Source organism: Actinorhabdospora filicis (assembly GCF_030269765.1).
Taxonomy (GTDB): Bacteria; Actinomycetota; Actinomycetes; order Mycobacteriales; family Micromonosporaceae; genus Actinorhabdospora; species Actinorhabdospora filicis.
This window is the reverse complement of the sequence record NZ_BSTX01000001.1, coordinates 2047345-2071943: the sequence shown is the minus strand read 5'-3', so window position 1 is coordinate 2071943 and position 24599 is coordinate 2047345. Positions and strand designations below refer to the sequence as shown.

The window sequence follows — 24599 nt, the reverse complement described above, 5'->3', positions numbered from 1 at the left end:
GGAGGCATCCGTGGGTGTGCGGACGGCCCGCCCCCGGGTGCGGGGCGGGCCGTCCGGGTGGTTCTAGTCGGTGCCCCGCACGCTGCGCAGGAGCACCTGGGCGACGTCGACGACCTCGACGCGCTCGCCTTCGTTCTTGGCGTTGACGCCGTCGCCGAGCATGGTGGCGCAGAACGGGCACCCGACGGCGATCGTCCGCGCGCCGGTGTCGAGGGCCTCTTCGGTGCGGTTGATGTTGATGCGCGTGCCGATGGTCTCCTCCATCCACATGCGCGCGCCGCCGGCGCCGCAGCAGAAGGACCGCTCGGAGTTGCGCGGCATCTCGGTGAGGCCGCCTTCGGCGACCGCGCCGAGGACCTCGCGCGGCGGGGTGAAGACGCGGTTGTGGCGGCCGAGGTAGCAGGGGTCGTGGTAGGTGAGGCCGCCGTCGACCTTGGACACGGGGGTGAGCTGGCCGTCGGCGACGAGCTGGGCGAGGAGCTGGGTGTGGTGGACGACGGTGTAGTCGCCGCCCATCTGCGCGTACTCGTTGCCGAGGGAGTTGAGGCAGTGCGGGCACGTGGCCACGATCTTGGTCTTCTTCGACTCGTGCAGGCCGAGCTCGTTCAGGGTCTCCACGTTGGCCTCGGCGAGCATGGAGAACAGGAACTCGTTGCCCATGCGGCGGGCGGGGTCGCCGGTGCAGCCCTCGCCGTTGCCGAGGATGGCGAACTTGACGCCGGCCTCGTGGAGGAGCGTGGCCACCGCGCGGGTGGTCTTCTTGGCGCGGTCGTCGAAGGCGCCGGCGCAGCCGACCCAGAACAGGTAGTCCCACTCGTCGGAGGGGCCTTCGGCGCGGGGGACCTCGAAGTCCAGGCCCTTGGTCCAGTCCTCGCGGGTGCTGGGGTTGGCGCCCCAGGGGTTGCCCTTGGTCTCCAGGTTGCGCAGCATCGTCCCGGCCTCGGCGGGGAAGGCCGACTCGATCATGACCTGGTGGCGGCGCATGTCGATGATGTGGTCGACGTGCTCGATGTCGACCGGGCACTGCTCGACGCAGGCGCCGCAGGTGGTGCAGGACCACAGGACGTCGGGGTCGATGACGCCGCCGTCGGCCAGCGGCCCGACCAGCGGGCGGTTGGCCTCGGCCAGGGCGAGGACGTTGACGCCGGCGAGCTGGTCCTCGGTGGCGGTCTCCTCGCCCATGGCGTCCTTGCGGCCGCCGGCCAGCAGGTAGGGCGCCTTGGCGTAGGCGTGGTCGCGCAGGTTCATCATCAGCAGCTTCGGCGACAGCGGCTTGTCGGTGTTCCAGGCCGGGCACTGCGACTGGCAGCGGCCGCATTCGGTGCAGGTGCTGAAGTCGAGCAGGCCCTTCCAGGTGAACTGCTCGACCTGGCCGACGCCGAAGGGGTCCTTCTCGGGGTCGGCGGTCTCGAAGTCGAGCTTCTCGCCGTTGACCGTCATCGGTTTGAGCGCGCCCAGGGCGACGCCTTCGGGGTTGCGCTTGAAGTAGATGTTGAAGAAGGCGGTGAAGCGGTGCCAGGCGACGCCCATGGTGATGTTGCGGGCGATGACCATGAACCAGGCCATCGAGATGAGGATCTTGACGACGGCGGCGATCGTGATCGCGGTCAGCACGCCGTCCCCGGCGGTGAAGACCTTCGACAGGCCGTAGCCGATGGGGGAGGCCCAGGCGGGGATGTCGGCGCCTTCGGCGATGACCAGCGCGCGCAGCAGGAACTCGAAGACGCCGATGCACACGATGGTGATCTCGACGTAGTACGCCCGCCCCATGCGGGAGCCCTCGAAGCGCGACTTGGCGCGTCGGGACGGCAGGTTCAGCTGGCGGATCACGATGAGCGTCAGGATGCCCAGGAGCATCGTGATGGCGATGAGCTCCGAGCCGAGCGTCCACACCGGCCAGTGCGAGAACCAGGGGATGGACCACTCGGGGTCGATCGTCTGGAGGTAGGCCTCGACCAGGCTCGGCAGCAGCGCGCCGAAGGCGATGAACACGAACCAGTGGGCGGCGCCGACCACGCTCCACTGGAGCATCCGGGTGTGCCCGAGGGTCTCCTTGAGCAGCGTCTTGACGCGCTGCCCGGCGCGGTCGGTGCGCGTGGAGTCCGAGGCGCCCAGGCGGATCACGGTGATCATGCGCCGCGCGGTGCGGACCACCATCGCGACGGCCGCCGCGGTCACCACCGCCACGATCGCGAGCGCCACGACGTTCAGGGCGTCCATTCGGGTCCTCCTCGGTGAGGTTCAGGTCTCACACATGTTACTCATCGGTAGCCTCGGCGCGGCTACGCCAGCCGCACCTTATCCTCTCCCGCGCGCGGCGAATGGCAGGATTTCACCGTGGACACACGAGCCGAGGAACCGGACGGCCTGTTCGCCCTCCCGGAGGGCGCACGGGTGTCGCGACGCCGCCGCGCCGCGCCGCGCCGCTCCCAGCCGACCGACGTGTACGTCCCCCTGCCCGACCCGGTCCTGGAACCGCAGCGGGCGACCGCCGCGGCCGTCCCCGGACCGCCCCTGTCGGGCATGGAGGAGGTCGGCACGGGCCTGCTCGACCGGCTCGACATGATGCAGCGCGTGGCGGCCTCGGCCTCCCCGGGACCGCTGCTGATCAGCGCCGGGCCGGGCACGGGCAAGACGCACACGCTCGCCCACCGGCTCGCCTACCTGGTCGCCGACCTGGGCACGCCCGCACGCGAGTGCGTCGCCGTCACCCGGACCCCGCGCGCCGCCGCCGAGTTCCGCGGGCTGCTGGAGCGCCTGCTGGGCGAGCGCGCCGAAGGCGTCACCGTCGCCCCGCTGGCCGAGCTGGCCGGCGCCGAGCCGTGGCGGCACGTCTTCGCCGACGACCTGCACGACTACACGGCCGCCGAGTACGAGGTCCTGTGCGGGCTGGACGGCGAGTTCGTCTACGTCACCGGCGACGCCGACCAGGCCCTCGGCGAGGACGGTCCCGGGCTGCTGGAGCGCTTCACCGAGGGGCACGTGGACACCCGTGTGGTGCGCCTCACTCGCAATTACCGGAGCCTGGAGACGATCCTGGCGGCGGCCTCGCTCCTGGTGTCGCCGGTGGGGGTCGCGCGCTCGCGCCTGTTGCAGCCGTGCCGCCGGGCGACCACGGGGCAGCCCGCGGTCCAGCGGTACGCGGCGGCCGATCCGGCCGAGGAGCAGGGCGTGATGGAGGAGCTGATCGGGAAGCTGGGCCGCCTGGGCGTCCCGGCGGCCGCGATCGGCGTGCTGTGGCTGGACGCCGCCCGCCCGGTGGCGGGGGCGACCTCGCTGCCGCTGCGGGAGGCGGTGGGGCGCGAGTTCCGCGTCGTGGTGGTGCCGGGGGTGGACGCCTCGTCGGTCCCGATGACCACGGCCGGCCGGCGGCGGCTGTTCGTGGCGCTGTCGCGGGCGCGGGACCTGGCGTACCTGACGCACACCGGCCCGGTCTCGCCGTTGCTGGCCGAGATCGACACGGGACTGGTGCGGGTGTACGGGCACGTCCCCGGTGGTGAGCGGCAGATGCAGCAGCCGCGGCTGCTCTAGTCAGTGTCCTCTAAGGCTCTATCGCGTTTTTCGAATACGTCCCGATAGGGCTGTAGCCGTGTGCCGGATCAGGCTTCCATGCTGGGAACATGGACGGTCGTTAATGGCAAACTTGTCAGGGCGAGTTACCGTGTGCACAAGAGCATCCCCTCAAGAGGAGACGGCATGTCCAACTACGGACCGCCCCCGGGTGGTGGCTACGGCCAGGACCCGTACGGCCAGCAGCAGCCTTACGGTGGGACGGATCCGTACGGCCAGCCGCAGCAGCCCCAGCAGCCTCAGTACGGGCAGCCCCAGTACGGCCAGCAGCCCCCGGCCGACCCTTACGGCCAGCAGCCCCCGGCCGACCCTTACGGCCAGCAGCCGCCCGCCGATCCCTACGCCCAGCCGCCCGCGTACGGCCACACCGACCCGTACAACCCCACGTCGGCGCCGCCCTCCTACGGCCCGACCTCGGCGCCCCCTTACGGGCCCACGTCGGCTCCGCCGTACGGCCAGCCACAGTGGAACTCGCCCGTCCCGCCGCCCCCGCAGAAGAGCTCCAGCTCCGGCCCGCTGATCGCCGGCATCATCGTGCTCGTCGTGCTGGTCCTCGGCGGCGGCGCCATCTGGTACTTCGCGTCCCAGGGCGGCGACAACAAGAACGCCAACCCGGGCAACAACGTGGTCTCGCCGACGGTGTCGCCGACCCCGTCGAAGACCCCCACCGACGACCCGATCGACCTGACCGACCCGGTCAACGCGCAGGTCGGCGACTGCCTCCAGGCGACCAAGGTCTCGGAGAACAACTACACCGCCGAGCTGATGCCCTCCTGTAAGAAGGGCGACCTGGTCTACAAGGTCTTCGACCGCCTCGACGGCGTCTACGACGAGAAGAAGTGCGACCAGACCCGCACCGAGTTCTGGTACAAGGTCCAGAGCCCGATCAGCACGAGCCTGGACGTCACGCTCTGCACCGAGCTCTACCGCTGACCGGCTCCACCGGACCGGACTCGCACCGACTGAAGGGAAACGCCGTCGCGCTGGACGCGGCGGCGTTTCGCGTTGACGGGGGTGCGAGTGGGAGGGCGGCCCGGCTGCGGGTGGCTCGTCAACCCGCGTGAGCCGAATGCGCCGCGCGGTCACCGGTTCCAGTGGACCACCCGCCGGGCGGGGGTGGGCGAGGGCGTCCGTGGGTACGAGACGGCTTCTCGCGAGCCGGTCTGCCGGCCTCGTACCGGTGTCGCAGGTGGCCGGGAGAGCGGTGTGGCGAGGGGTATCGGGTTCGCCGAGACGCCGTCGGTACGCCGGTGCGCGAAGACCCGAGGCCGACGCGGCGACGTGCGCCGCCCGGGCGTTTCAGGCGTCCGCGGTCACGGCGAACGTCCCGCCGCGCGGCCCGCCCTCACCCCGCGCGCGCGGCCTCCGGGATCTTCGGCGCGGGGTTCTCCCGCTCCGGCCGCGCCCGCCGCAGCAGCCACAGGCACGTCCCGGTCGCGCCCGCGCCGAGCACGGTCATCGCGCCGAGCCACTTCCAGCCGCTGCCCGGGCGCAGCTCCTTCGGCACCATCGGGTCCATCAGCCACCAGCGGTCGGCGACGACCTCGACGCGGGCGCCGTAGGAGATCGCCGACTTCGCGGTGAGGTGACCGGGCAGGTCGCGGCCGTCGCCGTCGACCACGCGGTAGGTGTTCGGGCCCGCTCCGGCGTCGTCGGTGGTGCCCTCGAAGTCCAGGACGCGGGCGGTGATCTGCACCCCGGCCAGGTCGAGGACCACGACCGGCAGCTTCGCCACCGAGACCACCCCGAACATCCACAGCGCCATCAGCAGCACCGCCGCCGTGGGGACGCGGGAGACGGGCGCCGCGCGCATCGCGAAGGCGACCGGCATGAGGGGCGCCAGCGCGACGATGGCGATGGCGGCGGCGTTGGACGGGATGAGCGCGGTTCCCGCGAGGAGCGCGACCACGGCGCAGCCACCCAGAAGGACGAGGGCGCCCACCTTGATCTTCACGGGAACGGGGTTCACGATTCCGCAACCTACCGGCCCCGGGCCCGACATGGAACCGGGGGATGCGGGTTCAGGGCCTTAAGGCCCGATTTGGCCCACCCGGACGGCGGAGCCGCCCGCCCGGACGGCCCACGGCGACCAGGGTGGATGTCCGCTGAAGGTGAGACATCGCACCGCTACTGTCCGTTCGTCCGTTTCGCGCGTAGCCTCGAAGGTCACACGCGGGAGGCGGCCATGGGCAAGCGCTTCTACATCCAGGGCGTCGAGTTCGACCTCGACACGATCACCTACGCCCATTTCAGCCGCGGCCTGACCGGCGGCATCCTCGACGTGCTCACCAGCGACGGCGGCGACCACACCTTCCAGCTGTGGACGCGCGACGTCGCCGATGACTTCTACGCCTACGCGATCCTCAAGTACGAGTGCGAGCACTACACCGAGTCGTTCCCCAAGGGCTACGGCGGCTCATGAGGGGCGGATGAGGCAGAACTCGTTCCCCTCGGGATCGGCCAGCGTCGTGTGGCCCGCGTAGTCTTCCAGGACCCGCGCGCCCAGCCCGCCCAGCCGCGCGAGCTCGGCGTCGTGATCGGCCGAGCGCAGGTCGAGGTGGACGCGGTTCTTGGCCGCCTTGCCCTCCGGCACCAGCTGGATGATGACGCGCGGCTCCCCGCCGTCCTCGCGCACCAGCAGCACCGAGGGGTCGTCCTCGATGTCGAAGATCCCGTTGGCCGCCAGCCGGGCGATCTCGGCGTCGTCGTAGGGCGCGATCTCGTACCCGTCCAGCGCCGCGGCCCAGAACCGGGCCAGCGACGCGGGGTGAGCGGCGTCGATCACCAGATCGTGGAGTATGGACATATTCGGATCCTGCCGGACCGTCCAAGGGGGACGCCAGTGATTTCCACCCCGCACCTGCTCGCCTTCATCGGGATCATCGCCGTCGGCACCATCTCTCCCGGCCCGGACTTCGCCATGGTGGTCCGCCAGGCCGCGGTCTCCGGGCGCGTGGCGGGCTCGGCGACCAGCCTGGGCATCTCCGTGGGCATCTTCGGCTGGATGGTGGCCACCGCGACGGGCCTGGCGGCGCTGCTGGCCGCCTCGGCGATCGCCTACGCCGTGGTCAAGGGCGTCGGCGCCCTCTACCTGCTGTACCTGGGCGTCAAGGCGCTGCGGGAGGCCGCCCGCAGAGGCGAGAAGACCGTGGACGCCCCGGTGGCGGCCGCGCCCCGCCTGCCGGTGTGGCGGGCGTTCCGGCAGGGCCTGCTGTGCAACGTCCTCAACCCGAAGGCCGCCGCGATCTACCTGGCGCTGGTCCCGCAGTTCCTCGGCGACGACCCGGGCCCGGGCCTGGTGGTGCTGCTCGGCGCGATCGCCTCGGGGATCACCCTCGTCTGGTACGTCGGGGTGTCCAACCTGGTCGGCGCGTTCCGGACGTTCCTGCGCCGCCCGAAGGTGCGCCGGGTCATCGACGCCGTCACCGGCTCGGTGCTGGTCGCCCTCGGCATCCGCGTCGCCGCCACGGCCCGGAGCGTTTAGCCCGCGCCCAGCCGCAGCAGGACGAAGGCCAGCAGCCACCCCGTCGTGGTCAGCGCGCCCACCGCGAAGGCCGCCACGGCCAGCCCGTCGCTCGGCAGGTGCCCGCGCGTGGCCATGAGCGCCGCCACGATCGCGAACGCGCCCGCGCCGGGCACCAGGACGCCCAGGACGGCCAGGCCCAGCGCCCACGGCGCCATCGGCGAGCGCTTCTGGTTGGTGCCGACGGCGACCGGCAGGTCCAGGTGCTCCAGCCGGGAGCGCTGCGCCAGCAGGTCCACCACGCAGCGCTGGACGGCGACGCGGTGCAGCTGCTCGCGCCGCCGCGCCGGGGGCAGCTCGCGGCGGGCGGCCAGGCCGCCCAGGCGCGCGCGTTCGCTCTGGAGCCACTGGTGGGTGGGCGGGTTCTGGAGGGTCTCCAGGACCCACTTGGGCGACTCGGGGTAGCGCGAGGACAGCACCGACAGGCGCGTCTGGAGGTGCTGGAGCCGCCGGACGGCCTGCGCCGCGCGCGTCCCCTTGCGGCCCTTGAGGGACTGCGCGTGCCGCCGCGCGGCCTCGCGCTCGCGGTAGGACAGCAGGGCGGTGAGCTCGCCGGGGCGGACCAGGGGCGTGCCGTCGTACTGGGCGAGCTGCTCGCCGTAGTAGGCGGCCTCGGTGCGGTAGGCGCGCGAGAACAGGAACCAGACCAGCAGGAACACCGGCAGGCCCTTGATGAACAGGGCGCCGACGATGCCGATGCCGCCGAAGCCGAAGCCGTCGCGCAGCAGGGGTGAGTTCCACAGGGCGTGCGCGGCGATGGCGGCGCCCACGGCCCCGGCGGCCACGCCGAAGCGGCGGGCCATGGGCAGACGTGTGTTGACCACGGCGTAGGCGATGCCGCCTCCGGCGAGGGCGGTGAAGACGGTGTGGCTCCACAGGCCGGTGAGGAAGCCGCGGACGATGAACGTGGAGATGACCGGGGCGATGTCGTCGCCGCCGCGCGACCAGGCGGTGGCGCCCACGGCGTACACGAAGTCCTCCACGACCTGGAAGCCCAGGCCGACGAAGGCGCCGTAGACGAACCCGTCGACGGTGGAGTTGACGTGCGCGCGGGCCAGCAGCACCACCAGGACCACGCCGAGGGCCTTGAGGACCTCCTCGATGGCCGGTGGGCCGATGGCGGGCCCCCACGTGGCGGCGAAGGTCGGGGAGACGAGCTTGGCGAGCATCCCCTGCACGGCGTGGCCGCCGTCCACGGCCGCCATGGACGCCACCACGCCGCCCCAGCCGAAGGCCATCGCGGTCAGCACCGGGGGTTCGCGCTCCAGGTAGTCCAGGCGGCGCAGGACGATGATGAACGGCACGGTGTAAGCGGTGAACAGGACCGCGGCGGCGGTGGCGGCCGAGGGGTAGGCGGTGAAGGCGATGCGGACCGAGCCGCTCAGCAGCCACAGCCCGGGCAGGGCGAGGGCGATGAACACCCACAGCGCGGGGTTGCGCGGGTCGAACCACTGCGTGGAGTCCGGGGGAGTGGGCCGGACGTCGTAGGTCTCACCGGTCACGTCGCGTCCCCGTCCCGGCTCACGGTCGTGCCTCGTCGAAGGTGAGGGTGGCCAGCGCGTCGTCCAGGCGCGCGTAGGTGCCGTCCTCCGGGCCCCGCCGGCCGTTACCGGACACCGTCACGTCCACCGCGATTCCATTGTGGACCAGAATCAGGAGGTATCCCTCCTGGCTGGGCGAATGGAATTCCAGCCGGACGCCCGGGACGCCGGCGGCGGTGGCGAAGGAACGCTCCGAGCCGGTCAGCTGGAGGCCCGGGCGGCTCTTCAGCTCCTCGCGGACCGCCTCGGCGAAGTCCTGCGCCGAGCGCTGGTAGGCGCGCGTGGTGGCGGTGACCAGGGCGTCGTCGACGGTGAGCTGGACGGTGTTGGGGCGGTCGTGGCCGACGTCGCGGCTGGTGTTCTCGGGGGCGGTGAACCACACGCCGTGGCCGAGTTCGACGCGGGCGCCGCCGACGTCCTCGATGCCCGGGATCATCAGGTTCAGCGCGGGCAGCCCCAGGGCTATCGCCAGGACCACCCCGAGGACGGCCAGGGACCCGGTGAGCCGTCCGCCGAAGGTGTCGGTGAACGGGCGCGGACTCGCGCCGGAAGCGCCGTGCATGAACCGCTCCTTCCCCGTCGCACGCGTGCGGACGCCCCCTTGCGTCCGTGAACCGCCCTGGGAGGCTTCGCCCGATGCGTGCCCGGGTGCGTCCTCCTGAGGACATTCTGTCGTCTGGATCGACGGACCGGCGCGGTCACACGGCCGGATTCACGCCGAAGAAACCGGCCGGGCGAGAACGCGGCGGGCGGATCGGCGCCCGAATGGCGGCACGCCATTGTGACGGGCATTGGCGAATGCGCGCGTTCCCCACTACAACGACAGCGACCCACCCTTGCCGGGTGGGCCGCTGTCGTGAGGGGATGAAGCTGTTGGTGCTTTTCGAACTCAAGTTCTTTAAAGCTCGGTATTGCCGGGACGCGCGGGCTCGGGCTGCGCGCGTCGGATAGCCGGGTCTAGTCCACCGACTCCCGCTGCGACGGGATCTGGCCCTGGAGCAGCGCGCGCACTTCCGACTCGCGGTAGCGGCGGTGACCGCCGAGCGTGCGGATCGCGCTGAGCTTGCCCGCCTTGGCCCACCGCGTCACCGTCTTCGGGTCGACACGGAACATGGTGGCCACTTCGGCCGGGGTCAGCAGCGGCTCGGGCTCGTGAGTACGAGATGCCATTGTGTTACTCCTCCACAGGTCTGTCATCACACACAGTCGCCGCACTCGGCCGACCGGCGCAAGACCATCGTCCGGCCTGTCCCCGATGTCCGACATGGGCCGAACGGCCGAAACTGGTTGGGCCGAGGGGTCCGAAGAAACTCGGGAAATTTCCGGACCGCTGCCCGTACCGCCCGAATGTAACGGTTTGATATCGCTTGGTGCCGCGTCCACCATGCGGTCTACCAGGCATCCCATCCCAGCCGGAAGGAAGGTACAGGGTTAGCCTTTCCCCTGTCGGCTGCACCCCTGCCGGCCAGCACGCGAGGCGGTCCCACGAAGACCGTCGCGCCGGACATCCTTCTATGGGAGAAGTAATGGGCGTATTCACGGCGCCGGAGAACCTCAGCGGCCACGAACAGGTGGTCTTCTGCCAGGACAAGCACTCCGGGCTGCGCGCGATCATCGCCGTCTATTCGACGGCACTCGGCCCGGCCCTGGGCGGTACCCGTTTCTACCCTTACGCCACCGAAGAGGAGGCGCTCCACGACGCGCTCGACCTCTCTCGTGGCATGGCCTACAAGAACGCCGTGGCCGGACTCGACCTCGGCGGCGGCAAGGCGGTCATCTGGGGCGACCCGGGGACCGACAAGTCCGAGGAACTCCTGCGCGCCTACGGCCGCTTCGTCGAATCCCTCGGCGGCCGTTACATCACCGCCTGCGACGTCGGCACCTACGTCGAGGACATGGACGTGGTGGCCAAGGAGACGAACTTCGTCACCGGCCGCAGCGAGGACCACGGCGGCGCGGGCGACTCCTCCGTCCTGACCGCCTTCGGCGTCTACCAGGGCATGCGCGCCGCCGCCCAGCACAAGTGGGGCGACGCGAGCCTGGCCGGTCGCACCGTCGGCGTGGCGGGCATCGGCAAGGTCGGCAAGCACCTCATCGGGCACCTCCTCGAAGAGGGCGCCCGCGTGGTGGCCACCGACGTGTCCGAGCGGGCCCACGACTGGCTGAAGGCCAACCACGCCTCGGTCGACTTCCTGGACACCACCGAGGCGCTCATCACGTCCGACATCGACGTGTACGCCCCCTGCGCCCTCGGCGGCGCCCTGAACGACGAGACCGTTCCCGTGCTGAACGCCTCCATCGTCTGCGGCGCGGCCAACAACCAGCTGGCCCACCCGGGTGTGGAGAAGGACCTCGCCTCGCGCGGCATCCTCTACGCGCCCGACTACGTGGTCAACGCCGGCGGCGTCATCCAGGTCGCCGACGAGATCGACGGCTTCAGCTTCGACCGCGCCAAGCGCCGCGCCTCGAAGATCTTCGACGTCACCGGCGAGATCCTCCGCCTCGCCGACGCCGAAGGCGTCCCCCCGGCCGTCGCCGCCGACCGCCTCGCCGAGCGCCGCATGGCGAACGTCGGGCGCCTGCGGACGATCCTGCTGCCCTAGGGCCTGTTCTCGACAGGGTCGGGAGTTTCGTGGCGGCGGCCTTCGGGCCGCCGCTTTTGGTTTGGGGGCGGGGACTCGTTCGCCGGTGGGCGGGGCACCGGCGGCGTGAGACCCCGGACGGTGGGCGGGGCTTCGCCGGGCACGGTGACGGCGGCTCTGCCGGTGGTGTTGCTGGCGACTCTGTTGGTGGGGGCCCGAAGCCCGCCCCGCTGGGGCGAACGTAACCCCGCCCCACGCGTGGTCCACCAAACGGCCCATCGCGCGACCTGTGGATAACGTGCCCGATGTGGATAACTTCCAGGCGTGACGGCCTCCCGAAGCCGGGTGAGCGCGTCTCACCCGGCTCCGCGCGACGCGGCCCAGCCCACCCGACCCGGTCGGCCCGCCCCCAAGCCCCTACCTCCCCCGGAACCACTCCACCGTCGCTCCCACCCCCTCGACCACCCCGGTCACCCGCGCCGGCCCGAAGGCCGCGCGGTAGGCCGAGTCGTCCACGGTGAACGGCCGGTCGCGCTGGTACCAGGTCTCGCCCAGCTCCCGCACCACCGGATTGACCAGCCCCAGGACGCGCTGGAGGCCCCGGCCGAGCCCGGCCGACCTCGGGGTGCCGCCGGCGGCGTCCCAGACCGCGCGCAGGAACTCGCGGCCGGTCACCGGCGGGGCGGCCGGCAGGTGCCAGGCGCGGCCGTCGGCCTCGTCGCGTTCGCCGAGGGTCACCAGCCCGGCGGCGATGTCGGGCAGGTAGGACACCGTGTGCGGCTGGTCGAGGGGCCCGACCCAGCGGGCGGTCTTGCCCGCGATCGCCGCGGCGAAGACGTTGGGGCCGAGGATGGTGTTCAGGCCGCCGGGACCGTAGTAGTCCGAGGCGCGGCCGAGGGTCGCCCGGACCTCGCCGCCCAGGACCATGCGCGCGACCTCGGCGCGGACGCGGCCCTTGGGGCCGGTGGCGGCGTCGGGGAGGTCCTCGGTGAGCGGTGCGTCCACCGGGCCGTACATGTACAGGTTGTCGGCCATGACGAGCTTCGCGCCCGCCGCCGCGACCCCGGCCAGGACCGCGCGGGTGAAGGCGGGGAACTCCGCCGCCCACCGGGCGTACGGGGGCTGCGCGCACTGGTAGACCACGTCGGCGCCCGCGCAGGCCGCCGTGGCGCCCTCGACGGTGCCGACGTCGGCGCGGACGCCCGGTCCGCCGCGGCTCACCGCGCGGACGCGGTGCCCGCGCGCACCGAGTTCGGCGGCGACGGCGGAGCCGATCGCGCCGGTGGCGCCGAGGACGACGTGCAGCTGGGACATCGGGACTCTCCGGTGGGGTGTGACGCCTCCATCCGAGGCGCGCGGGCCGGGCGGCCCGTCCCACGATCGTTCCATCCGGGCGATATGGGTGTCAGTGACGGAGCTCGCCTAGGCGGCCGTCTCCTCGCCGCCCCAGCGCCGCTCCACGATCGCGTCCTTGTGCTCGTCCCCCCACAGCCCCAGCGGGACCAGCGCGGCGTTGAGGGACTCGCCCAGCGGCGTCAGCGAGTACTCCACGCGAGGGGGCACCTCGGCGTAGACCTCGCGGTGCACCAGGCCGTCGGTCTCCATGTCCCGCAGGTGCTGCGCCAGGACCTTCTCGCTGATGCCGGGCATCGCCCGCCGCAGCTCGGCGAAGCGCAGGGTCTCCACGTGCAGCGCCCACAGGATCAGCGGCTTCCACTTGCCGCCGATGACGTCGACGGCCACGTCCAGCCCGCACTCGTACTCGCGGCGGCTCACAGGAAGACCGCCATGAGCACGTCGTCGACGTACTCGCCGTCGACGAGCAGCTCGTCGCGCAGGACGGCCTCCACCCGGAAGCCGCAGCGCTCGTACAGGCGGCGGGCGCCGTCGTTGACGGAGAAGACGTGCAGCGCCAGCTTGTGCGCGCCCTTCTCCCGGGCGCGCTCGATGGTGCCGCGGACGAGGGCCTCGCCGACGCCCTTGCCGCGCGCGTCCGGATGCACGGCCAGCCCGAAGATCCCCAGGACGTGGGAGTTCTCCGGGATCGGCGTCTTGGGTACGAGGCGTGAGTAACCGGTCACAACCCCGTCGAGTTCGGCGACGACGATGGTCTCGGGAGTCGTACGCTCGTCGAAGAAGGTCTCCCGATGCTTCTCCCGGAACGACGGGAAGCCCGAGGAGGAGTCCCACGAGATCGTGTCGAGGGCGAGCAGCGCGTCATCGTCGCCCGCCACGGCGGGCCGGATGCGGATGTCGGTCATCCGTCCATGATCCCCGCGCGGCCGGGAACGTGAAAACGCCCGGGACGCGCGATCTTCACGCGGGGGCGAACCCGGCGAACCGCCGAGGGCGGGCGCTTTCGCCGCGGTATCGACCCCCGTCAAAGAGTGGTGCTTACCGCATCACGAGGTTGACGGCGCCCGTACTGCGGAACTATGCTGCATTATGTCGCATTTTTCGGCCCCCTAGTTGGGGTGGGTCGAGATGCCAAGTTCTGGTGCGGCGCTGTACCGTAGTGGCCACGACAGAAGATGACGTTCTCCGGGGTCGCCGTTGCGGCACCCCGTGACTGTGTGCGAGGGGGTCGAGCCATGGGGCGCGGCCGAGCTAAGGCCAAACAGACCAAGGTGGCCAGGCGGCTGAAGTACCACTCGCCGAACACCGACTTTTCTGCGCTCCAGCAGGAGCTCGGGACCGACGGTGCGGCGGACGACGAGTACGAGGAGACCGACGATGATGAGTTCGTCGAGGTCGACGCGTACGCGGACGTAGGCCAGGACACCGACGAGCGCGACCCGCGCGAGGAAGACTGGCTCCCGCGTAAGCGCTGACGTCCGGAGAAGAAGTCCACGGCGGCCGAGGACCGGCGCCCCCTCACCGGGGCGCCCGGGCACTCAGGCCGCCGACTTCCGTCCGTAGTCATCGGCGTATCCGTACACCTTCACGACATAGGCGTCGAGGTGGTTGTACGACAGCACCGCGTCGTACCAGCCCCTGCCCGTCGCCAGGTCGCGGCCGCCCGCGCACAGGTACAGGCCGGCGGCCAGCGCGACGTCGTCCAGATCCTGCGGATCGGCCTGCCCGTCGCCGTCGGCGTCCTGCTTCCAGGTGTTCCACGTGGTCGGGATGAACTGCATCGGGCCGACCGCGCGGTCCCATTTGGTGTCGCCGTCCAGCGCGCCCTTGTCGGTGTCCGGGATCGCCTTGTTCCCGGCGGTGCCGTCCAGGGGCGGGCCGATGATCGGCGTCTGCGTCTTGCCCGCCGGGGTCAGCGCGCGCCCGTGATTGGACTCGACCACGCCGATGCCGGCGAGGGTCGTCCAGGACAGGTGGCAGCCGGGCAGCTGCGCGCTCACGCGCACCTCGGCGTACCCGTAGGCCTGCACCGCCCGCGCCGGGATCCCGGTCTTGGTGCCCATCGTCTGCGCCCAGTTCGCCAGGCTCGCCGAGGCACCGGTGTCGGTGGTCGGCTGCTGCGAGCCGGGGAACGTACCGGGCTGCGAGGGCTTGACGCCCGGCGCGCCCGGGATCGCCTCGGCGCCCGGCGGCAGCGCGACCGGCGCCTGGCTGGACGCCGTCGAGGGCTCGCTGGTCGGCAGGGCCGTCCCGGCCTTCGGGACGACGTAGGCCGCCAGCAGCGTCAGCGCGCCCAGCAGCGCGACGGTGACCGCGACCTGCGTCGCGAACCTCGCCCCGGGGCGTTTCAAGTAGACGGACGTCGCTCGCGCCGCGCGGGTTGTCGCGCGCCAGACGGTCCTCCGCGCACGATCGAGCGCGCGCCAGATGGTCTTGAGAAGGTCGATCGGCTTGCCAGGCACGCCGGAAGTATGGCCGATGTCCGCCGCTCCCCGCCACCGTCGGCGTGTCCATTTCGTCCATCAAGCGGGACGAATACCCCGAAAATGGGCGGGTATATAAGTCAGGTCGCAACCGGAAGGCGGGTCTCCTCGTTTTGCGGGTTGTGCGCTCGGCCGCGCCGGGTCGGGCCGTGAGACGGGGGCCGACGCGGCGAAGGCACGGGCCGGGGGGATGCGTAATGTTCGGGCACCGGACATTGCGCCAGGGGCGGAGGAGTCCACTGTGGAGACACAGTTGCCGAGTGGGACGGTGACCTTCTTGTTCACCGACATCGAAGGCTCGACCCGGATGGCTCACTCTCTGGGCGATGAATATCGCACCGTGTTGCACGACCACAGACGGTTGCTCAGAGCCGTCCTGGGCCGCAGCGCCGGGGCTGAACTCCTGACCGAGGGCGACAGTTTTTTCGTCGCCTTCGCCGACGCCGCCACCGCGATCTCGGCCGCCGTGGAGACCCTGCGGGCCCTGGCGGCCCACCCGTGGCCGTTCCGCCCGGGCTGGCGCGAGCCGTGCATGCCGCGCCTGCGCATCGGCATGCACACCGGACCGGCGATACCCAGCGGCGGCGAGTACGCCACCCACGTCGTCCACCGCGCCGCGCGCGTCCGCGACGCCGCCCACGGCGGCCAGATCCTGTGCTCGCAGGCGACCTACGAGGCCGCCCGCCGCACCGGGCGGCTGCCCACCGACATCAAGACCGAGGACCTCGGCCTGCACCGGCTGCGCGGCTTCGACGACCCCGAGCGGCTGCTCCAGGTCACCGTCGCCGACCTCGAAGTCGACTTCCCGCCGCCGCGGACAGAGGACCGGCGCGGCCACAACCTGCCCGCCTACGCCGACTTCGTCGGCCGCGAGGCCGAGGTGCGGCACCTGCGCTGGCTCATCGGCCGCAACCGGCTCGTCCTGGCCACCGGGCCCTCCGGGGTCGGCAAGACCCGGGTGGCGGTAGAGATGGCCGAGCGCGCCTCGGGCGACTTCCACGGCGGCGTCTGGTACGCCGCCCTGGCCAGCGGCGACGAGGGCGCCTCCCTCTGCCGCGCGCTGGGGGTGCGTCCCGACCCGTTCCGGTCCTCCCTGGAGACCGCGCTGGACACCCTGCGCCACCGCCGCGCGCTGCTCGTCCTCGACGACGCCCGGCCCGAGCACGGCGAACTCGTCCGCCGCCTGCTCGCCGAATGCCGCGAGGTGCGGCTCCTGCTGGTGTCGCGCGCGCCGCTGGGACTGTCCGGCGAGGTGGTGTGGGCGGTGCCCGCGATGGCCGACGGGGACGCCGTGCGCCTGCTGGAACGCCGGGCCGCCCAAGCCCGCGGCGGCCACCCCGTCGAGGGCGTCGCGCCCGTCGCGCGCCGCCTGGGCGGGCTGCCGCTGGCGCTGGAACTGGCCGCCGCGCGCCTGCGGGTCGTCTCACCCTCGGCGCTCGCCGAGCGCCTCGACGCCGATCTCCTGGGTGTCCTGGACGGGCCCGAGCGGGTGTGGAGCCGCGCGCTCGACGCGTCCTACGAGGTCCTGCCCGGCGGCGCGGTGGAGCTGCTGCACGCCCTGGCGGCCAAACCCGACCCCGTCGACGTCGACGCCGTCGAGCGGCTGCTGGGCCGCCGCGACCCTTCGGTCCTGGACGCGCTCGCCGCGCTCGTGGACGCCTCGCTCGTCGACGTCCGCTACACCGGCACCACCGCGCTGTACCGGCTGTCGGACCCCGTGCGCGCCTACGCCTCGTCCCGGGGCGGCGACGAGCCACCGTGTACCGGCGGCCAGGCCCCGGCCACCGGGGCCGATCTGCCGCCTCCGCCGCACCTGGCCGCGCACGACTTCACGGTCCGCCCCGGCGGGCCGCAATTGTGCGCCATGAGCGGTTTAACCCCCGAGACCGATCCGGCGCCCTTATCGGCGTTCCGGGCCCGGTGGATGCGGCACTGCCACGCCCACCGGCCCCGGCTGTGGGCACGTGAGCGGCGCGGTCCCCAGGAGACCGCGCCGCTCACCCCCTCATGAAGGTCCCGCTAGTACTTCGTGCCCACGCTCACCCCCGAGCAGCCGCCGGTGCCGCCGACCAGGCTGATGTAGCGGTAGCCGCTCGCCGGGCTGGTGACCGTGATCTTCTCGGTGGTCCCCGCACCGGCCGACTTCTGCGTGTAGGACGAGGCGGTCGCCCACGAGTTCGCGTTGTAGTAGAGGTCGCACTCGCCGGTGCCGCCGGTCGAGGTGATCTCCAGCGAGCTCACGCCGGCCGGGAGGTAGATGTAGAAGTACTTCTGGTCCCCGGCGCCGACCGCGATGTTGCTGCGGGCGCACTCCTTGTCCAGGGCCCGGGTGTCGGAGCCGGTGCACTCGGGCAGCGTGGGCGTGGTGCCACCGCCGCCGCAGTTACCGGCGCCGCAGGCGCCCAGCCAGGTGGAGAACTCGGCGTTGTAGCGGGTCCCGACGGTGGAGGTCAGGTACGTGCGGGCGGTGCTCCACTGCCCGGCGCGGTAGTACCCGAGCACCTTGTCCATGTCGGCGCGGTGGCTCTGGAGCATGAACCGGACGGCCAGGTAGCCCCAGCGGTAGATCCGGGTCGAGTCGGAGTTGTCGTAGGTGGTGTCGAACAGCGTGGACAGCGTGTAGGTCTTCTTAGCCGCCTCGGTGATCGCCGCGTCATAGGTCATGTTGCGGTAGGAATAGGAGATGTACTCGGCGAAGCCCTCGACCCACCACACCGTCGGCGTGGTCATCCCGGCGCCGAAGTCGCCGAACATGTCGAAGCGGCCGTCGAGGTAGTGGGTGTACTCGTGGTTCAGGTTCCAGATGGCGAACTCCGGGCGCAGCCACTCCGCCTCGTAGGCGATGAAGCGCGGCTGGTTGCCCGCCACCGACGGGTCGCCCTCCAGGTACATGCCGCCGTTGTTGGTGTCGATCCCGAAGATCGCGCCGGCGTAGGTCTGGTAGTCGGCGCTGGAGTCGAAGACGTTCACCTCGATGGTGGTGTTGCGGTCGTTGGCCACCGGGCCGGCGTCGCGCACCACGGAGTGGAAGTAGGCGTCCTGCCCGGTGAGGCTGTTGCACGCCCAGGCCAGCTCGCCCGAGGTCATCTGCTGCGCCCGGATCTTGATGCTGGCGCTGCACGTGTAGGAGATGGGCAGCGCGGCGGCCGACAGCCGGTTGGCCAGGTCGCAGGTGCCGTAGTAGGAGCAGTTGCTCTTGTCGTAGGAGTCGGTCATCTCCGCGACGCCCACCCACAGCGGGGCGGTGGTGCCGGTGATGGAGCTGCGCCCGAGGAGGTCCTTCACCAGCGGCCGCGCCGTCGCCTGGAGGGCCGTGTGCTGAAGGAACCGGCCGAGCTCGCGTCCGGCGTTGGAGGTGAGGAACGCGTTGTCGCCGCCCAGGAGGGAGACGTGGTCGGCGGCGAACTGGCGCAGCGTCGACAGCAGGCTGGTGTCGCTCTGCACTGCGGTCACGAACGCGGGCACCTGATGTCCCCGGAACAGGACGGTGTACACGTTATTGACCGCGTTGACCATCCACCAGTACTGGTCATAGGACGCGTTGTAGGCGGTCAGCAGGCGCTTCACCACGTAGATGTAGCGCGCGTTCTCCTGCGCGGAATCGATGAGCGTCACCGTCTCGGAGAGGATCTCGCCGTTGGCGTCGGTCACCTTGGAGCTGTCGGCGTCGGCGAAGAAGCGGTCCAGCGCGGTCTGGATCGCCGACTTCAGGCTCGCGCCGTAGGTGCCGACATCGGACGGGTAGTACCACTGGACGTAGTAACCGGCGCGCAGGTACAGCACCAGCTGCTCGGTGGCGGTGGAGTTGTCGCCCGGGTAGGCCGAGGCGTTGCTCGCCAGCGCGTTGGCCACGGTGACCATCTGCGCCTCGCGGAACGCGCCGTTGGCGTTGGTCCCGGTCAGGTTGAACAACGTGTTGATGCACGACGTCGTGGACGCCTTGATGAACGTGACCAGCGCGCTGCCGCTGCGCCCGGCGAAGTCGCCGGGGGTGCAGGACGCGGCGGCCAGCGAGCGTCCCGTGGCCGCCGAGGGCCGCGCGGGTTCGGCCGCCGCGCTGTTCGGGTCGTCGTAGTCGCGGCGCAGTTCGGCGGTGGACGCCGGGAACGGCGCGCGCTCGCCGAGGTCCGTCCGTCCCTTCTGGACGTGGTCGGACTCACCGGCCGTAACCGGCGCGGCGGCCGGGGCGGGCTCAGCCGGATCGGCGTAGGCCGGGGCGGACAGCAGACCCGCCGACAGGGCGAGTACCGGTACCAGACCGCCTAAAAGGGACGATCGTTTGATCATGCTGCTTGCGAAGGACATGTGCGTGCTCCCAGGGGATGGTGCGATGAACCGGAAATGGCGGGGTGGCGACCGTCCTTTATGGCCGGTCGCACCGGTTGATAGCGTGTGACATTGCACCCCCGAGCCGGCTGCCGGGCCGGATCAAGGGGACTGGAGCGTATGCCGCGCGTCACCGTCCACTCAACGGGCCTTAACCCGCGGTTCAGCCGCCGGGCCGGGCACCTTGCCGGTTCCTTAAAACGGAGGGCGGGAGGCAACCCTCACGGCCTCCGGGAGTGCGCATCGAGGCCGTGCCGGTGTCCTTTGTGGAGGCTCGCGGTGTCACGTCCCCGCGTACGGGTGCACCTCCGGATGCGCCGCCCACCACGCCGCGAACACCGGGTTCCCCCGCGCGTGGATCGTGTACGCCTCGGCGATCGCTCGGTAGACCACGTCGGCCTCGTCCGGCGACAACCGGCCCGCCCGCCAGGCGAGGCTGATGCGCATCCCCATCGGATCGCCCTTGAGGCGCTTGACGATCAGCCCGCCCAGCCCGATCGAGGTCGGCTCGACCAGCTCCACCGCCTGCCCGCTCTCGATGAGCTGCCGTCCGCCGCCGCTGGGGACCTGGTAGCTCACGCGCGGCTCGAAACCCGCGCGGCGGCAGGCGTCCCGCAGCGAGGACAGCGATCCGTCGTCCGGCCCCGGCGGGCAGATCCAGTCCTCGCCGGCCAGCTCGGCCAGGTCGATCTCATCGCGCGCGGCCAGCCGGTGCCGTCCCGAAATGGCCAGCAGCACCGGAACCCGCGGCACCAGCACCCGCCGGATCACCCCCGGCGGCACCGGCGGCTCGTGATCGTCGACCGAGCCGATCACCGCCAGGTCCAGCCGGTCGTGCTCCAGCCCCTGCGTCAGCGTCAGCGCGGAGGGCTCGACCTGCAAACGGAAGTCCACATCGGACAGCGAACCGCGCACCAGCGCGATCATCGTGCCCACGCACTCCATGTGCGCCGAGCCCATCCGCAGCGACCGCGGCCCGGACCCCGCGTCCCGCCCCGCGCCGCCCAGGAAGGCGTCGAACTCGGCCAGCAGCGGCCGCACCCGCTCCAGCGTCCGCACGCCCAGCGTCGTCGGCCACGCGCCACCGCGTCCCCGGTCGAACAGCTCACCGCCGAGGACCCGCTCGACCCGCCGCAGCTGCGCCGACAGCGCCGGTTGCGACACGCCCAGCCGCGCCGCCGCCTTGGTGAGACTCCCGGCGTCGGCGATCGCGCACACCGCCCGCAGGTGCCGCAACTCCAGATCCATCAGCCCAGGTTATAGCCGGATCTATGACCCCCGCGCGTTCGTGCGTGCGAGGCTGCCCCCACCTCTCCAGAAGGGGACCGATCATGTGGAACCTGGTCATCCTCGACGACGACACCCGCGCCCGCCGCCGCCTGGCCGCCGCCCTCACCGGCCAGTACGGGCACCTCGTCCAGTCCCGCCCCGTGGCCGCCGCCGGTGGCGTCCTGGCCGACCTGGTCCGCCGCGCCAACCCCAAACCCGACGCCATCATCATCGACCCGGCATCCTCCGATGTGGACGCCCCCGCCCTCATCGCCATGCTCCGCCACGGATCCGGCCGCCCCGTCCTCGCCATCACCGCCGCCCCACCGTCCCCCGCCGTCGCCACGGCCGCCGACGCGCTGCTGCCGAAACCCTGCTCCCCGGCCGCCCTGCACGCCCTCCTGGGCGCCGTCCTCCGCCGAGCGCGACCGCGTCCCCTGATCGCCGGCCACCTCACCGCCGACCTCGCCACCCGCACGGCGACCTTGCACGGCAGGCCATTGCGGCTGACCCGGGCCGAGTTCGACCTGCTGGCACGGCTGCTGGCCCGCCCCGGCGCGATCGTGCCCCGCACCGCCCTGAGCGACGGCGGATCGGTCGACGTGATCCTGTCGCGCCTGAGAGCGAAGCTCGGGGAGACGGCGGGGAGGCCGCATTACCTGCACACGCACCGGGGGAGGGGGGTGGCGGTGAGGGTGCCGGGTTAGGCGGCGAGGGACGCGGCGGCGTCGCCGAGGACGGTGGCGGCCATGTCGGCGAGCTCCTGCTTGGGACGGTCGTCATCGGAAGGCACGCTGACAGTGACGGAGAGTGCGTACTCATCGGTCGCCACAGCGATGATCAAGTTGCGGCCGGCGATCTCCGTCAGGCAACCGCCCTTGTACGCGAAGCCGGGAGCGGTGACCTCGACCTCGGTCACCCGCCTTCCCCCGGGCGGCGCCGTGCAGCCGTTGACGCTGCTCATCGTCACGTCGAGGGAGTCGCGCCACGACCGGCCGCCGTCGCGACCGCCTTGAATGGCGAGATTGTCGTGGCTGATCCCGACCTTCACCTCTCGTCCGTCGGCGTCGTGGCCCTCCCAGACACACAGGAGCTGATCGGCTCGCTTGGCGTCGGGGAGGTACGCGGTCACCGTCGCCGCGGTCATCTCGTCGCATTGGAAGATCCGGCCCGACAGGCCGTCGCGGCCGGGCGGCGTGGGAATCGTGACGCTGGGAGCGGACTCAACGGTCCGGGTCTTGTAGAGGTAGATCGCGGTGGCGGCCACGGCCAGCGCGGCGGCGATGATGAGGACGCGTGCACGATTCATGAGACACCCGGGTCCGGGAATATGGTGGGGTGGTCGTCTTTAGGGGGCCACGCGCCGGGCGAGATCCAGGAGTCCGCGCCGACGATTTCGGGGTAGCGCAGAGCCTCGGTGAACCGGGACAGCTGGGCGGTGAACTCCGCTCCTCCCTCCTGAGGGGGCGACTCCGTCTCCACCCTCAGACTCCCCCTCTGCCAGTGGTCGCTCTGGCCGGGTGACTTGCGGCTGCGGCTGCGGCCAGGCACGGGGCTACCAGGCGTCCTCTGTATACGGAGCGGGTTCGCCCCGGGCGAGGGAGCGGGCGCGGGCTTCGCGCTCGCGCGTCAGCGCGGGGATCGCCAGGCCGTAGCACTCGTCCTTGGCCAGGCGGGTCTCGTGCGCGCGGCGGCGCAGGAAGTCCGCCGCCGCGCCGACGGTCTCGGTGGCGAACTCCGCCTCGTCGAGCCGTCGCAGCGTGCCGTCCTCGATGCGGCAGGTCCACTCGATCATTCCCGCGCTGCGGAACCGGACCCGCTCGCCCGGTCCCGTGCCGACCACGGGCATCGTGCGGATCAGGTCCAGGTAGCGGCGCTGCGCGGGATCGCGGGCGTCGGCCGGATCGGTCCGGCGGCGCAGGCCCGCGTCGGCGATGATCTGCGCGACGGCCCGTTCCCGGCCGGTGAACAGGAGCGTGGCGGTACGCGCCAACTGGTGCTCCAGCTCGCGCTCGCGGTAGCGGCGGTAGGAGCCGAGACGCAGCTCGACGGTCTCGAACCGGCGTCCGCGCACCCGGGCCCGTAGATTCCCGTCGGGCGAGGTGACCTGGACGGTGACACGCGCGAGACGATCGGCGAGCTCTCCCACGGCGGGCCTTTCAGTCGGGGATGATGGCGCAGCAGGTACTGCTGATCAGGATCTGGCTCTTGGCGCGGTCGGCTTCGGGTGGCCATCGGTCCTCGTCGAAATCACCCGCAATGGTGCGCGGGCCGGCGGGGACGGCGTTTCCACCGGCACTGACCCGGATGGCGCCGAGAAGTTTCCCTCGACTGTCGCGTAGGGCCACGAGAATGTCGACCGGTTGATCTTGGACGCCGACGCTACGAGATGTGTAGGTGGCATGGACATAGGTGCTGGTGGCGGAGTCGAATCCGCCCTCGGTCAGTTCCAGACCCGCGTCGAACCCGCGCAGGGCGAGTTCGCTCATCGGGTACCACTCGGTTTCGACGACGAAGGGGTTCAGCTTGACCGGAGGGTTCTTGCCACCCGTGAACCTTCCGGTGTACATCGTCTGGCCGGGAAGGATGGTGTGGAGCTTGACCCGCTCTCCGTGGTCTCGGCCGTCGGCGGCGGTGCCACCGCTGTCGAAGTCGACGGTCACCAAGAGGTCGGTCGCACTGGTGTTCTTGATCGCCACAGCCCACCAGTAGTCGGTGCCGTACTCCTGAGAGGAGGCGGGGCTCACCGTCAGGCCGGTGTCCACGATCTCGGCGCTGCCTCCGTCGGAGGCCACCGGGGTGGAGCGCACCTGGGGTAGCCGCTGCGAGTACGTGGGCTGCGGCGGGGTCGGGTCCGGCCCGGGAGGTCGAGAGCAGGCGGTCAGCACGAGGAGACACAGGACCCCCGCTGCGGCCCGGGCGTTTCGTAGACGCGTCATGAGAACTCTCCCGGTTCAGCGCTGAAATTGATCGCTCGGCGGCACCGCGCCGGTGGTCAGGTCCACGGTGCCCGGCTTGTAGACCTCTGTGGGCAGCAGGTTTCCGCCACCTCGACGCAGGTCACCGTCCACCTCCTCCTGGGTGCGGGCCAGGGCCTCGGCGATAGCCCGCTCCTGCGCCAGCATCTCGTTCTTGAGCGCGTCGAAGGCGGCTTTCACCGAGGCCATCACATCATCAGAGGTGTCCCCGCTGAGGTTGACGGCGTCGATGGCCGTGGTCGAGGCCGCCAGGCCTGCGCCGAGCAGCCCGAGGGTGATCCCGATCGAGGTGCCGCCGGTCTGGACCGCGGTGACCACGGCCACGGCCACCCCCGCGATGCCGAGCAGCACCTTCGCCTCGTCCGGATTGGACTCGGTGAGGCTGTCGAGCACCTTCACCGCCTCCACCGCGATCTCGCGGGCGTCGATCCGGGCTTGGCGGAGGATCGCGTCATAGGCCAGCATCGCGGCGTGGAGTTCCAGGAGAAGGCTCTGCTGCGCGCCGATCCCGCTGTACTCCAGCGGCCCGAGCCATGAATCGCGGAAGGCGTCCCGCGCGTCCCCGTGCCAATCGTCGACCGCGCTGCCGACCGAGAGCAAGGCCGCCATCCGCGACGACTTCAGCTCGTCCACCGCCGAGGTCAGCTGCTCCATCGCGGCCTCGGTCAGGGTGTAGTCGCGCTCGTAGAAGTACCGGAACGTCGACGGGATCCAGCTCCACCACTCCAGCACGAGGGACGTGAGGTCGCTGCCCGCGACACTCGCGAACGTCTCGGCGTCTTCGAGCTCGTAGTCCTCATCGAACATCTCGCTGAGACGTGCGGTACCGGCAGCGGCTATCAGACCGGCGAGCGCCGATTCCATCTCGCCGTCGGAGGGCGCGGCGATGGACAGCACCTTGTGCAGTCCGCTGCTCAGTGAGTACGCCGCTTCCCGGATGGGAGTGGGGGTCTCCGCTTCTTGCCGCATCC

24 protein-coding genes are annotated in these 24599 nt (G+C 71.4%); 8 read left to right on the top strand and 16 right to left on the bottom strand.

The window, feature by feature from the left end; all coding sequences use genetic code 11:
• Positions 1-63 precede the first annotated feature (63 nt).
• Positions 64-2220, bottom strand: a complete 2157-nt coding sequence (locus QSK10_RS09685) for a (Fe-S)-binding protein (RefSeq protein WP_285662288.1) — start codon at positions 2218-2220, stop codon at positions 64-66.
• Positions 2221-2337: 117 nt separating this feature from the next.
• Between QSK10_RS09685 and QSK10_RS09680 the strand changes: the two genes are divergently transcribed.
• Positions 2338-3531, top strand: a complete 1194-nt coding sequence (locus QSK10_RS09680; RefSeq protein ID WP_285662287.1) for a UvrD-helicase domain-containing protein — start codon at positions 2338-2340, stop codon at positions 3529-3531.
• 165 nt (positions 3532-3696) lie between these two features.
• A complete protein-coding gene (locus QSK10_RS09675) occupies positions 3697-4503 on the top strand; it encodes an LppU/SCO3897 family protein (protein WP_285662286.1) in 807 nt (268 codons plus the stop codon).
• A gap of 412 nt (positions 4504-4915) precedes the next feature.
• On the opposite strand, the gene QSK10_RS09670 is transcribed toward QSK10_RS09675, so the two are convergent.
• Positions 4916-5539 carry a hypothetical protein gene (locus tag QSK10_RS09670; RefSeq protein ID WP_285662285.1) on the bottom strand — a complete coding sequence of 208 codons (624 nt, stop codon included), beginning with the start codon at positions 5537-5539 and terminating at the stop codon, positions 4916-4918.
• Positions 5540-5755: 216 nt separating this feature from the next.
• On the opposite strand from QSK10_RS09670, the gene QSK10_RS09665 reads away from it, so the two are divergent.
• The gene (locus QSK10_RS09665; RefSeq protein WP_285662284.1) at positions 5756-5992 is read left to right on the top strand and encodes a hypothetical protein; all 237 of its coding nucleotides are present in this window, start codon (positions 5756-5758) and stop codon (positions 5990-5992) included.
• On the opposite strand, the gene QSK10_RS09660 is transcribed toward QSK10_RS09665, so the two are convergent.
• Positions 5987-6376: a VOC family protein gene (locus tag QSK10_RS09660; RefSeq protein ID WP_285662283.1), complete on the bottom strand. Its 390-nt coding sequence runs from the start codon at positions 6374-6376 to the stop codon at positions 5987-5989. The two genes, QSK10_RS09665 and QSK10_RS09660, sit on opposite strands and share 6 nt — an antisense overlap.
• Positions 6377-6412: 36 nt before the next feature.
• On the opposite strand from QSK10_RS09660, the gene QSK10_RS09655 reads away from it, so the two are divergent.
• Positions 6413-7054, top strand: coding sequence for a LysE family translocator (locus QSK10_RS09655; protein WP_285662282.1), 642 nt, complete (start codon positions 6413-6415; stop codon positions 7052-7054).
• Here QSK10_RS09655 and QSK10_RS09650 read toward each other — a convergent pair.
• The 3 genes from QSK10_RS09650 to QSK10_RS09640 form a co-directional block, all read right to left on the bottom strand.
• Positions 7051-8595 (bottom strand): PrsW family intramembrane metalloprotease, encoded by a 1545-nt coding sequence (locus tag QSK10_RS09650; protein WP_285662281.1) that lies wholly within the window; start codon positions 8593-8595, stop codon positions 7051-7053. The genes QSK10_RS09655 and QSK10_RS09650 overlap by 4 nt on opposite strands.
• Positions 8596-8614: 19 nt before the next feature.
• Positions 8615-9196 carry a hypothetical protein gene (locus tag QSK10_RS09645; protein ID WP_285662280.1) on the bottom strand — a complete coding sequence of 194 codons (582 nt, stop codon included), beginning with the start codon at positions 9194-9196 and terminating at the stop codon, positions 8615-8617.
• Positions 9197-9591: 395 nt separating this feature from the next.
• On the bottom strand, positions 9592-9804 hold the full coding sequence (locus tag QSK10_RS09640) for a BldC family transcriptional regulator (RefSeq protein WP_285662279.1): 213 nt from the start codon (positions 9802-9804) through the stop codon (positions 9592-9594).
• A gap of 356 nt (positions 9805-10160) precedes the next feature.
• Here QSK10_RS09640 and QSK10_RS09635 point away from each other — a divergent pair, with 356 nt between their 5' ends.
• The gene (locus QSK10_RS09635) at positions 10161-11237 is read left to right on the top strand and encodes a Glu/Leu/Phe/Val family dehydrogenase (RefSeq protein ID WP_285662278.1); all 1077 of its coding nucleotides are present in this window, start codon (positions 10161-10163) and stop codon (positions 11235-11237) included.
• Between the two features lie 396 nt (positions 11238-11633).
• Here QSK10_RS09635 and QSK10_RS09630 read toward each other — a convergent pair whose 3' ends face one another.
• The 3 genes from QSK10_RS09630 to QSK10_RS09620 all read right to left on the bottom strand — a co-directional run bounded on the left by QSK10_RS09630 (position 11634) and on the right by QSK10_RS09620 (position 13477).
• Positions 11634-12530, bottom strand: a complete 897-nt coding sequence (locus tag QSK10_RS09630; protein ID WP_285662277.1) for an NAD-dependent epimerase/dehydratase family protein — start codon at positions 12528-12530, stop codon at positions 11634-11636.
• 108 nt (positions 12531-12638) lie between these two features.
• Positions 12639-12992, bottom strand: coding sequence for a winged helix-turn-helix transcriptional regulator (locus tag QSK10_RS09625; RefSeq protein WP_285662276.1), 354 nt, complete (start codon positions 12990-12992; stop codon positions 12639-12641).
• Positions 12989-13477 carry a GNAT family N-acetyltransferase gene (locus QSK10_RS09620; RefSeq protein WP_285662275.1) on the bottom strand — a complete coding sequence of 163 codons (489 nt, stop codon included), beginning with the start codon at positions 13475-13477 and terminating at the stop codon, positions 12989-12991. Before QSK10_RS09620 ends, QSK10_RS09625 begins: the two co-directional genes overlap by 4 nt.
• Positions 13478-13807: 330 nt before the next feature.
• On the opposite strand from QSK10_RS09620, the gene QSK10_RS09615 reads away from it, so the two are divergent.
• Positions 13808-14047 (top strand): DUF3073 domain-containing protein, encoded by a 240-nt coding sequence (locus QSK10_RS09615; protein ID WP_285662274.1) that lies wholly within the window; start codon positions 13808-13810, stop codon positions 14045-14047.
• Positions 14048-14110: 63 nt separating this feature from the next.
• On the opposite strand, the gene QSK10_RS09610 is transcribed toward QSK10_RS09615, so the two are convergent.
• Positions 14111-15034, bottom strand: coding sequence for a lytic transglycosylase domain-containing protein (locus QSK10_RS09610; protein ID WP_285662273.1), 924 nt, complete (start codon positions 15032-15034; stop codon positions 14111-14113).
• 211 nt (positions 15035-15245) lie between these two features.
• Between QSK10_RS09610 and QSK10_RS09605 the strand changes: the two genes are divergently transcribed.
• Positions 15246-17066, top strand: a complete 1821-nt coding sequence (locus QSK10_RS09605; protein WP_285662272.1) for an ATP-binding protein — start codon at positions 15246-15248, stop codon at positions 17064-17066.
• Positions 17067-17074: 8 nt separating this feature from the next.
• Here QSK10_RS09605 and QSK10_RS09600 read toward each other — a convergent pair whose 3' ends face one another.
• Together QSK10_RS09600 and QSK10_RS09595 are read right to left on the bottom strand one after the other, a co-directional pair.
• On the bottom strand, positions 17075-19360 hold the full coding sequence (locus QSK10_RS09600) for a M9 family metallopeptidase (protein WP_285662271.1): 2286 nt from the start codon (positions 19358-19360) through the stop codon (positions 17075-17077).
• Positions 19361-19663: 303 nt separating this feature from the next.
• Entirely contained in the window at positions 19664-20629 is a 966-nt protein-coding gene (locus QSK10_RS09595; protein WP_285662270.1) for a LysR family transcriptional regulator, read from the bottom strand.
• A gap of 83 nt (positions 20630-20712) precedes the next feature.
• On the opposite strand from QSK10_RS09595, the gene QSK10_RS09590 reads away from it, so the two are divergent.
• Complete coding sequence (locus QSK10_RS09590; RefSeq protein WP_285662269.1) at positions 20713-21357, top strand: response regulator transcription factor; 645 nt, start codon at positions 20713-20715, stop codon at positions 21355-21357.
• Here the strand turns inward: QSK10_RS09590 and QSK10_RS09585 are convergent.
• From QSK10_RS09585 to QSK10_RS09570, 4 genes are all read right to left on the bottom strand, one after another.
• Positions 21354-21959 (bottom strand): hypothetical protein, encoded by a 606-nt coding sequence (locus tag QSK10_RS09585; protein ID WP_285662268.1) that lies wholly within the window; start codon positions 21957-21959, stop codon positions 21354-21356. The two genes, QSK10_RS09590 and QSK10_RS09585, sit on opposite strands and share 4 nt — an antisense overlap.
• A 246-nt stretch (positions 21960-22205) precedes the next feature.
• Positions 22206-22799 (bottom strand): hypothetical protein, encoded by a 594-nt coding sequence (locus tag QSK10_RS09580; protein WP_285662267.1) that lies wholly within the window; start codon positions 22797-22799, stop codon positions 22206-22208.
• Between the two features lie 10 nt (positions 22800-22809).
• Entirely contained in the window at positions 22810-23415 is a 606-nt protein-coding gene (locus tag QSK10_RS09575) for a hypothetical protein (RefSeq protein WP_285662266.1), read from the bottom strand.
• 189 nt (positions 23416-23604) lie between these two features.
• On the bottom strand, positions 23605-24597 hold the full coding sequence (locus QSK10_RS09570; RefSeq protein WP_285662265.1) for a hypothetical protein: 993 nt from the start codon (positions 24595-24597) through the stop codon (positions 23605-23607).
• Positions 24598-24599: the final 2 nt, after the last annotated feature.